Annotated in this window: 8 protein-coding genes and 1 pseudogene; 4 read left to right on the top strand and 5 right to left on the bottom strand. The window is 72.5% G+C overall.

Going from position 1 to position 9,898, the window contains the following annotated elements; genetic code table 11:
- Positions 1-88 precede the first annotated feature (88 nt).
- The 5 genes from ROTAS13_RS13245 to ROTAS13_RS13265 all read right to left on the bottom strand — a co-directional run bounded on the left by ROTAS13_RS13245 (position 89) and on the right by ROTAS13_RS13265 (position 5,741).
- On the bottom strand, positions 89-640 hold the full coding sequence (locus tag ROTAS13_RS13245) for an NUDIX domain-containing protein (protein ID WP_075822579.1): 552 nt from the start codon (positions 638-640) through the stop codon (positions 89-91).
- A gap of 133 nt (positions 641-773) precedes the next feature.
- Positions 774-998 carry a hypothetical protein gene (locus ROTAS13_RS13250; RefSeq protein WP_126281911.1) on the bottom strand — a complete coding sequence of 75 codons (225 nt, stop codon included), beginning with the start codon at positions 996-998 and terminating at the stop codon, positions 774-776.
- A 151-nt stretch (positions 999-1,149) separates the two neighbouring features.
- Positions 1,150-2,184, bottom strand: a complete 1,035-nt coding sequence (locus ROTAS13_RS13255) for an NAD-dependent epimerase/dehydratase family protein (protein WP_083755520.1) — start codon at positions 2,182-2,184, stop codon at positions 1,150-1,152.
- Positions 2,181-4,346, bottom strand: coding sequence for a glycosyltransferase family 1 protein (locus tag ROTAS13_RS13260; RefSeq protein ID WP_075822580.1), 2,166 nt, complete (start codon positions 4,344-4,346; stop codon positions 2,181-2,183). The genes ROTAS13_RS13255 and ROTAS13_RS13260 overlap by 4 nt, the downstream gene beginning before the upstream one ends.
- 105 nt (positions 4,347-4,451) lie before the next feature.
- Positions 4,452-5,741 (bottom strand): serine hydrolase, encoded by a 1,290-nt coding sequence (locus ROTAS13_RS13265; RefSeq protein ID WP_075822581.1) that lies wholly within the window; start codon positions 5,739-5,741, stop codon positions 4,452-4,454.
- Between the two features lie 332 nt (positions 5,742-6,073).
- Here ROTAS13_RS13265 and rpmI point away from each other — a divergent pair, with 332 nt between their 5' ends.
- The 4 genes and pseudogenes from rpmI to pheT all read left to right on the top strand — a co-directional run.
- Complete coding sequence (rpmI, locus tag ROTAS13_RS13270; protein ID WP_019461132.1) at positions 6,074-6,280, top strand: 50S ribosomal protein L35; 207 nt, start codon at positions 6,074-6,076, stop codon at positions 6,278-6,280.
- Between the two features lie 12 nt (positions 6,281-6,292).
- A complete protein-coding gene (gene rplT, locus ROTAS13_RS13275) occupies positions 6,293-6,655 on the top strand; it encodes a 50S ribosomal protein L20 (RefSeq protein ID WP_019461133.1) in 363 nt (120 codons plus the stop codon).
- Positions 6,656-6,858: 203 nt separating this feature from the next.
- Positions 6,859-7,944, top strand: a complete 1,086-nt coding sequence (pheS, locus tag ROTAS13_RS13280; protein ID WP_058389151.1) for a phenylalanine--tRNA ligase subunit alpha — start codon at positions 6,859-6,861, stop codon at positions 7,942-7,944.
- Between the two features lie 6 nt (positions 7,945-7,950).
- Positions 7,951-9,882 (top strand): annotated as a pseudogene (pheT, locus tag ROTAS13_RS13285) (phenylalanine--tRNA ligase subunit beta); the annotation flags it as partial.
- Between the last annotated feature and the right edge of the window lie 16 nt (positions 9,883-9,898).

Genomic DNA, 9,898 nt, shown 5'->3' on the forward strand with positions numbered 1-9,898 from the left:
TCGCCTTACGGTGGAGCTGTGCGTAGATGTGATCAAGAGACAGGCATGGCGAGAAGGAGAAGCGGCAGGATGCCGCGCGCCACGCCTCTCATGCGGCGTCTCCCGGCAGGCCGGCCGTGCCGCGCGGGTCCTCCGGCGGATTCTGGACGGCCATGGGCAGGGGTCCCAGCCGCGTCGCGTGCCAGCTCCGCAGCGCCCAGCGCACCGAGGGGAAGGCAAGCTCGTTCCAGGGGATCTCCTCCCAGCCGAAGCGGCGGACCTCCAGGCTCTCGGGTCCCGCCGCGAAGCCCGGCTCTTCCAGGCGGGCCCGGAAGAGGATCTGCACCTGGCCGATCCGGGCGATCGAATAGACCGCCAGGATGCCCTCCAGGGCGATCCGGGCCTGCGCTTCCTCCCAGGCCTCGCGCGCCGCCCCTTCGGCCGCCGTCTCGCCCAGTTCCATGTAGCCGGCCGGGATGGTCCAGAAGCCGCGCCGGGGCTCGATGGCCCGGCGGCAGAGCAGCACCGAATCCCCGTCCAGCGCCACCACCGCCCCGACCACGATCTTCGGGTTCTCGTAGGCGATGAAGCCGCAATCGGCGCAGGTCAGGCGGTCGTGCTCATCGCCCTCGTGTCGGATGCGTTCGAAACGGCCGGTCATGGCGCAATCATGTGGCCCGGCCCCGGCCTCGGCAAGGCAGGCCGGGCCTCACGCCGGAAGCTGTGTTGGCCCTTGGGGAAGGTCCGGCCAGGGGCACCACCGGTCCTGCCCGCGCTGGTGGTGGAACCCGGCGTCAGACCCGCAGGTCGAGCAGGCTGCCGCGCGGCGGCGTCCCGCCCTGGGGCGAAGCCGCACCGCTGCCCGCTTCCACGCCGCGCGACTCCGCCATCCGCCGCTGCACCGGGGTGGCCTGTTCCACACCGGCGCCACGGCCGGGCGAGACCGCCGGGACGCTCGCGGCGGGTTCGCCACGGGCGAGGCTCTGCGAGAAGGCGGCCAGGGAATTGAACGCGATCATGCGCAGGATCGTCGCCGACAGTTCCGAAGAATCGGTGAACGGCAGGGGCCGGCGGCAGGAAGGACGGGCAGGGGAGATCCGCATGCCCCCGGCATCACCCGGGAAGCCGTTAACTCTCCAGCAACCAGAAGATGTATTTTTGAGACAGTGATCAGCAATTGATCCGGTGGTATTGCCGATACCAGTCCACGAAGCGTCCCAGGCCTTCCTCCAGCGGCGTGCGCGGCGCGAAGCCCACAGTCGCCTTCAGCGCCGAGACATCGGCCCAGGTGCGTTCCACGTCGCCCGGCTGCATCGGCACCGGGCGGCGCAGCGCGGTGCGGCCGGTGTGCCGTTCCAGGATGTCGATCATCTCGCCGACCGGAACCGGCGTGTGGTTGCCGATGTTGAAGATGCGGTGCGGCGCCTCGGGGACGGGGCGGCCCGGCTCGTCGGGGGCGGCGGGTGGCTGCGGCAGCAGGCGGGCGATGGCCTCCACCACCTCGTCCACATAGGTGAAGTCGCGCCACACCTGCCCGTGATTGAAGACCCTGATCTCACGGCCCTCGTAGAGCGCCTGGGTAAAGCCCCAGTAGGCCATGTCCGGCCGCCCCCAGGGGCCATAGACGGTGAAGAAGCGCAGCCCCGTCAGCGGCAGGGCGAAGAGATGGGCATAGGAATGCGCCATCAGCTCGTTGGCCCGCTTGGTCGCGGCATAGAGCGAGGAGGGCCGGTCCACCGGATCGTCCTCGCGGAACGGCACCCGCGTGCTGGCGCCATAGACCGAGGAGGAGGAGGCATAGACGAGATGGCGCACCGGATGCGCCCGGGCCGACTCCAGCACCTCCAGGAACCCGTCCAGATTGGCCCGCCCATAGGCGCGCGGCGCCTGCAGCGAATAGCGGACCCCCGCCTGGGCGGCGAGATGGGCCACCATGTCGGGCGCGAAGCCCGACCAGTGCCGCGCCAGCAGGCCGGGCTCGGCGAGGTCGGCCTCGGCGAAGCGGAAGCGCGGATGGTCGAGCATCGCGCTCAGCCGCGCCCGCTTCAGCGCGGGATCGTAATATGGGTTCAGGTCGTCGAGGCCGAGGACCTCCGCCCCTTCCTCCAGCAGGCGGCGCGACAGGTGCGCGCCGACGAAGCCCGCCGCCCCGGTGACGAGGATGCGCGCCCCGGCCAGGGCGGAAACCGCGCCGCCGCCGCTCACGCCGCCAGTTCCCGCAGGCGCTGTCCCTCGATCCAGCCCAGTCGCCCGGCGAGGTCGTCCTCCCGGCACAGCATCACCCGCACCAGCGCGGCGCCGAGGACGCGCTCGTCGCCTTCCGGATGGACGGGGGTGCTCTCGATATCGGCGCGCAGCAGGCGGCAGCCCTCCGGCACCTCCAGGCGCAGCGCGCAGCCGCCCTGGGCGCCGGCCTCCAGATAGAGGCTGCCGGCGGCGAGCTCGTTGCCCTCCGCCTCGGCCCGCAGGCGCACCTCGCCGCCGCCGGGGGGCGCCACCAGCTCCATGTACAGGCGCCAGGGCGAGGCCGGGCCCGGCGGCACCGGCAGGCGCAGCGTCGCCGCGCCGCCCTTGGTCCAGACGCCCCAGACTTCCGGCATGTGCCAGTTCGGCCCATCGCGGAGGACCTGCCGCACGGCCATGGCCGCGTCCGGCCGCATCTCGTCGCCCAGCACCATGCGGTAGGGCTGGCCCGGCTGCAGCGCCAGCCTTTCCTCCAGCGCCGGCGTGGTGCGGGCGGCCATGGCCTGGAGATGGCCGAGGACCTCGTCGCGCAGCGCCTCCCACCGGCGCAGCCCGGCATGCTGGCGCACCGCCGCCTCGCGCTCCGCCAGGAAGGAGGGGTCGGCGATCAGGCGCTCCAGCTTCGCCGCCAGATCGGGCTCGTGCTGCGGGGCGAAGTACACCGCCGCGGGACCTCCGGCCTCCGGCAGGGCGGAATGTTCCGGGATCACCGGCACCTTGCCATGGGCGAGGCTCTCGGTGACCGGCAGGCCCCAGCCCTCGTAGAAGGAGTTGTACACGGTGAAGCGGCAGCCGGCGTAGAGCGCGGCCAGCGCCGCGTCCGAGACGCCGTGCAGCAGCACCACATGGCGCCGCAGCTCGGCGCTGTTGGCCAGCAGCTCCAGCGCCCCCTGGGCGTGCCAGCCGGGCTGGCCGACGCAGACCAGGCGCGGCACCCGCCCGGCGCCCAGGCGGCGGATCAGCGAGAGCCAGGCGCGGAAGACCAGGAGATGGTCCTTGCGGCTCTCGATCGTGCCGACGAAGAGGGCATAGGGCTGGCCGGGGCGGAAGCCGCGCAGCCCTTCCAGCGCCAGCGGGTCGGGCTCGGTGCCGTCCGACATCGGATCGGCGTCGAGGCGCACCACCTCCATTGGCAGGTCCAGCTCCGGCCGCAGGCGGTCCAGTTGCGCCCGCCCGTCGCGCCGCGTGCACTCGGAATTGCACAGGAAGCCATGGGCATGCACGCCGACCGCGGCGAACCAGCGGGCATAGTCGCGCACCATCTGTTCCTGGCAGTGCTCCGGCACCACCAGCGGCACGCAGTCGTGCAGGAAGGGGATGTAGCGGATGCGGCGGTCGCGCTGCGCCGCGCGCAGGCCCCGGAAATAGTCCGGCAGGCCCCAGGAATTGCCCAGGTTCACCAGCAGCCCGCCCAGCGGGAAAAGGTGGCGCGGGGCCTGGGCCAGGGCCTCGTCCACCCGCTCCAGCGCCATGATCCAGGCGGGATCGTCGGTCTCGGCGCCGGTGTGCGAGGCCTCGATCACCCCGCGCAGGGCTGCGGCGGGCACGGCGCGCCAGCAGGCCTCCCGCAGGTCGTAGGAGACATAGGCGATGCGGGTCCCCGGCGGATTGCCGCCGCGCAGCGTGGCGCCGACGATGCCGCACTGGACGCGCTGGATGCCGGTGGGTGTGCGCTTGCCCCGGAAATAGTCGAGCAGGTCGGTGACGTCGAAGGCCACGTCCATTCCCGCCGCCGCATCCTGGTCCTCTGGCCGGGGAGCGGAAAACGGTGCGCCGGACGGGCCGTGCCACGCTTCCTCCGGTCCGGCGGCAGGGAACCCGTCCTCCACCGCCGGTTGCGGGGCGACGGGGCGGCCCAGGCGGCGCAGCGTGGCGGCGATCTGGCGCTGGATCTCCGGGTCGCGCGGGCTAAGGGACTCCGCCTCGCGGAAACTGTCGAGCGCCTCCTCCGGCAGGTGCGCCGCCAGCAGGCAGAGGCCCCGCTGCAGCATCAGCGGCCAGGCATCGGGCCGCTGCCGGATCACGCCCGCATAGGCTTCCGCCGCGGCCAGCCAGTCTCCCGCATCGCGCCTGGCATCCGCCTCCGCCAGAAGCGCCGCCCCGCTCGTCCGATCGCCCGACATCCGGTTCTCCGCCCTTGTGGCACAACCTATGCGTATGGCGAGCCGTCCCTTTGCGCTAGGGGGAAGTGGCGCCGCGGCCCCGGCCAGGGCCGCGGCGCGCCCCGGTCAGGGCAGGGTGCCGTAGACCGCCTCCCGCACCTCGTTGCCGGCGGGGCCGCCATTCACCCCGGTCTGCGTCATGACGACCGTGACGATGCGGTTGGCCGGGTCCACGAAGAAGCCGGTGCCGTAGATGCCGCCCCAGCCATAGGTGCCCGGGCCCTGCCTGGTCTTCGCCGCCGCCGGGTCGGTCAGCACGGAGAAACCGTAGCCGAAGTCATAGCCCGCCCCGCGCAGGTTGATCGGGTAGCCCCCGGTCTGCGGCCTCGCCATCTCCGCCACCGTTTCCGGCTTCAGGATCCGCACACCGTCTAGTTCCCCGCCGTTCAGCAGCATGCGGGCGAAGCGGGCATAGTCGCCGATCGTGGCCGTCGCCCCCGCCCCGCCGGAGGGATAGGCGGTGGCGCTGAAGGCCCGCTCCGGGTCCGCCGTCCAGGTCCCGCCGGAGAGTGGATAGGGCACGGTCTGGGGGCTGGCCATCGGGCGCAGGACGCCCGAGGGATCGGGGTACATCGCCGTGACCATGCGCGGCCGGGCGGATTCCGGGACATGGAAGGCGAAGCTGTCGAGCTTCAGCGGCGCGGCGATGTTGCGGATGATGTACTGGTCGAGCGGCATCCCGCCCGCCCGCTCCACGATGGCGCCCAGCACGTCGGTGGAAAGGGAATAGCGCCAGCCGCTGCCCGGCTGGATCGCCAGCGGCGCCCGGGCGAGGCGGCCCATGTTGTCGCGCAGCGTCCGGCCCGGCGCGGCCAGCCCGTCATCCACGCCCAGGCGCCGGTACTCCTCCACCACGCCGGGGATGTTCAGGAAGGTGTAGCTGAAGCCCGAGGTGTGCCGCAGCAGGTCGCGCACCGTCGGCTGGCGCTGCGCGGGCACGGTGCGGCCCTCCCCCGCCACCACCCGCAGCCGGCGGAATTCCGGCAGCCAGCGCCCGATGGGATCGTCGAGCCCGATCTTCCCCTGCTCCACCAGTTGCATCGCCGCGACCGAGGTGAAGGGCTTGGTCATGCTGGCCAGGCGGAACAGGCTGTCGGGCCGCAGCGCCTCGCCACCACCCGGGGTCCGCGTGCCGGCACTGCCGCTGTAGAGCACCTCGCCATTGTCGCGCATCACCAGGGCGGCGATGGCGCCGACCTTGCCGCTCTCCACCTGCCGGCGCAGCACCGCGTCGAGCGTGGCCTGCCGCGCCGGCGGGGCTGCGGTCTGCGGGGCGGCGCAGGCGAAGAGGCCCAGGCTCGGCAGCAGGACGAAGGCAAGGGCTCGCCGGCGCGGCACGGGATGCCGTTGGGTCATGGTTCCTCCGATTCTTCTCGTTCGGCCCGGTCAGGAAGGGCGTGGGGAGGATGGGCCGCCCGCTTCCCCCCGCACAAGGCCGCAAGGACGGTTTCATTCCCCGGCCGGCATGGAAATGCCCGGCGCCCGCCAGCCATGCGCCCGGCACCGGCAACGGACCCTTGCCCCCGCCACGCCGCCCCGCTATAGGCCGCCCCTCTCCGCGCGTCCGGGCCGTGTTGGGCTGCCCGGCCGTGGAAGCGTGTCCCCGCCGCATGGTGTGGTGACTGCCTGGGCCGGGTTTCCGGCGCGGGCTTCCGGGACACGCCGGCCTGAACCACAGGAGGTCCGAAATGCCCAAGATGAAGACCAAGTCCGCGGTCAAGAAGCGATTCAAGATCACGGCGACGGGCAAGGTGCTCGCCGGTCCGGGCAAGAAGCGCCACAACCTGTCCGCCCGTCCCCAGAAGGCCAAGCGCCAGAACCGTGGCACCCAGGTGCTGCGGCACCAGGACGGCCTGACGGTGAAGCAGTGGGCCCCCTACGGGCTGGATCGGTAAGGGAGCGCACAGATGGCTCGTGTCAAGCGCGGCGTCACCGCCCACGCCCGTCACAAGAAGGTCCTCAAGCTCGCCAAGGGCTATGTCGGCCGTTCCTCCACCGCCTACCGCCCCGCGCTCGAGCGGGTCGAGAAGGCGCTGCAGTACGCCTACCGCGACCGCCGCAACAAGAAGCGCGATTTCCGCGGTCTGTGGATCCAGCGCATCAACGCGGCCTGCCGCGAGCATGGGCTGGTCTATTCCCGCTTCATCGCGGGGCTGAAGGCCTCGGGCATCGAGCTGGACCGCAAGGTCCTGGCCGCGATCGCCTATGAGGACGCGGCCGGCTTCGGCGCCCTGGTCGAGAAGGCCAAGGCGTCCCTGCCCGCGGCGTAAAGCCGCATACCGGGGCACCGGGCGGGCTCAGGCCCGCCGGCGCTCCGATCCGGATTTCAGCAGATGGGGCCGCCTTCGCCTCTCGGGACACCCCCGGGAGCGAGGCGGCCCTTTCTGCTTTCGGCCCGGAACCGGTCGCCGGGGGGCGGATGCCCGGAGGCGCGAACCGGTTCCGCAAATCGCAATTCCTCTCGGAGATCGGGATGTCGGACGACCTCGCCGCGCTGCAATCGGAGACGGAAGCCGCCATCGCGGCCGCCGCCGACCTGCGCGCGCTGGATGCGGTGCGCGTGGGCGCGCTGGGCAAGAGCGGCCAGGTGACCGCGCTGCTGAAGGGGCTGGGCGCCGTGCCTGCCGAGGAGCGCAAGGCGCGCGGCGCCGCCGTCAACGCGGTGCGGCAGGCGGTCGAGCGGGCGCTGGAAGCCCGCAAGGCGGTGCTGGAGGAAGCGGCGCTGGAGGCGCGACTCGCCGCCGAGCGCCTCGACGTCTCGCTGCCTCCCCGCCCGCATCCCCCCGCCGGGGCGGAAAGCGGCGCGATCCATCCCATCGCCCGCACGGTGGAGGAGCTGACGGCGATCTTCGGCGCCATGGGCTTCGCCGTCGCCGAGGGGCCGGATATCGAGAGCGACTGGTACAACTTCAACGCCCTGAACATCCCCGGCCACCATCCGGCGCGGCAGGACCAGGACACCTTCTACCTGCCCCCCGCCCATGGCGCGGGCTTCGAGACGGTGCTGCGCACCCATACCTCCCCGGTGCAGGCGCGGACCATGCTGTCGCAGGAGCCGCCGATCCGCGTGATCGTGCCGGGCCGCACCTACCGCGCCGACCATGACGCCACGCATTCGCCGATGTTCCATCAGGTCGAGGGGCTGGTGATCGGGCGCGACATCACCCTGGGCCACCTCAAGGGCTGCCTGATCGACTTCCTGCGCGCCTTCTTCGGGATCGCCGAGCTGCCGGTGCGCTTCCGTGCCTCCTACTTCCCCTTCACCGAGCCCTCGATGGAGGTGGATATCGGCTGGGACCGCAGGACCGGCGAGCTGGGCAAGGGCTCCGACTGGCTGGAGATCCTGGGCTCCGGCATGGTGCATCCAAAGGTCCTGGCCAATTGCGGCATCGACCCGCGCCAGTGGCAGGGCTTCGCCTTCGGCATGGGGATCGAGCGCATCACCATGCTCAAGCACGGCATCGCCGACCTGCGCCCCTTCTACGAGAGCGATGTCCGCTGGCTGCGCCATTACGGCGCGCCGGTCCTTTCCCCCTACACCCTCCATGATGCGGGCTGACCGGCGATGAAGTTCACCCTGTCCTGGCTGCGCGACCACCTGGAGACCGAGGCTTCGGTCGAGCGGATCGCCACCACCCTCTCCGCCATCGGGCTGGAGGTGGAAAGCGTCGAGAACCGCGCCGACGCGCTGGCGCCCTTCCGCATCGGTTATGTCGTGGAGGCCGTGCAGCACCCGAATGCCGACCGGCTGCGCGCCTGCAAGGTCGATGTGGGCGACGGCACGATCCGTTCCGTGGTCTGCGGCGCCCCGAATGCGCGCACCGGCATGAAGGCGGTGGTGGCGCTGCCCGGCGCCTATGTCCCCGGCACCGGCATCACGCTGAAGGCGGGCGAGATCCGCGGCGTGAAGAGCGAGGCCATGATGTGCTCCGCGCGCGAGCTGGGGCTCGGCCAGGACCATGACGGCATCCTGGACCTGCCCGCCGACGCGCCGGTGGGCGAGGTCTATGCGAAGTGGCTCGGCATGGACGATCCGGTCTTCGACATCGGCATCACGCCGAACCGGGGCGACGCGCTGTCCGTGCGCGGCGTGGCGCGCGACCTCGCCGCCGCGGGCCTCGGCACGCTGAAGCCCTGGAAGGCGGAGCCGGTGGCCGGGCGCTTCCCCTCCCCGCTGCGCTGGGCGATCGGGGATGCCGAGGGCTGCCCCTGGGTGCTCGGGCGCTCGGTGCGGGGCGTGCGCAACGGCCCCTCGCCGCAATGGCTGCAGGACCGGCTGGCCGCCATCGGCCTGCGCCCGATCTCGACGCTGGTGGACGTGACCAACTGGTTCACCTTCGACCTCGGCCGGCCGCTGCATGTCTTTGACGCGCGCAAGGTCGCGGGCGAGGTGCTGACCCTGCGGCGTGGGCGCGAGGGCGAGAGCTACCTCGCCCTGAACGGCAAGGAGATCGCCGTCACGCCGGAGGACCTGGTGATCGCGGATGCGGAGGGGGTGGAGAGCCTCGCCGGCATCATGGGCGGCGAGCATTCCGGCTGCGACGCGGACACCACCGAGTGCTTCATCGAATGCGCGCTGTTCGACCCGGTGCGGATCGCGCTTTCCGGCCGCCGCCACGGGCTGCATTCCGATGCCCGCGCCCGCTTCGAGCGCGGCGTGGACCCGGCCCTGCTGCCGGATGCGCTGGAGGCCGCGACGCGGCTGATCCAGGAGCTCTGCGGCGGCGAAGCGAGCGAGGTGGTCGCCGCCGGTGCCGAGCCGGCGTGGCGGCGCGAGGCGTCGCTGCGCTTCGAGCGCATCCGGGGCCTCGGCAACTCCGCCATCACGGCGGATGAGGCCGTGGCCTCGCTGGAGCGGCTGGGCTTCGCCACGGTGGCGCGCGACGCGGAAAGCGTGACGGTCGCCGTCCCCTCCTGGCGCAACGACATCGCCTCCTCGGCCTCCGCCTATCGCGCCGGGGGCACCGACCTCGACCAGTTCGCCGCCCTGGCACCGGAGCGCGCGGCGCTGGCCGCCGAGGGCGTGGAGCGGATCGAGGCCGAGTGCGACCTGCTGGAGGAGGTGCTGCGCCTGCCCGGGCTGGACGCCATCCCGGCGGTGTCGCTGCCCGTCTCCTCCCCTGTGCCGCTGCCCTCGCTGACCCCGGCGCAGTCGCGCGCCACGCTGGCCCGCCGCGTGCTGGCCTCGCGCGGGGCGCTGGACTGCGTGAGCTTCGGCTTCCTGGCACGGGACGTGGCGGCGCTGTTCGGCGAGGCGCCGGAATCGCTGCGGCTGCTGAACCCGATCGCCTCGGACCTCGACCAGATGCGTCCGACCCCGGTGGCCAGCCTGCTGCTCGCCGCCGGGCGCAACGCCGCGCGGGGCTATCCGGACGTGGCGCTGAGCGAGGTGGGCGGCGCCTATCGCGATCCCTCGCCCGCCGGGCAGCTCGCCGTGGCCGCCGCGCTGCGCGCCGGTGCCACGCCGCGCCACTGGAGCGAGCCCTCCCGCCCGGTGGCTGTCTCTTGATCAC

The organism is Roseomonas sp. TAS13, from assembly GCF_001950415.1.
Taxonomy (GTDB): domain Bacteria; phylum Pseudomonadota; class Alphaproteobacteria; order Acetobacterales; family Acetobacteraceae; genus Roseomonas; species Roseomonas mucosa.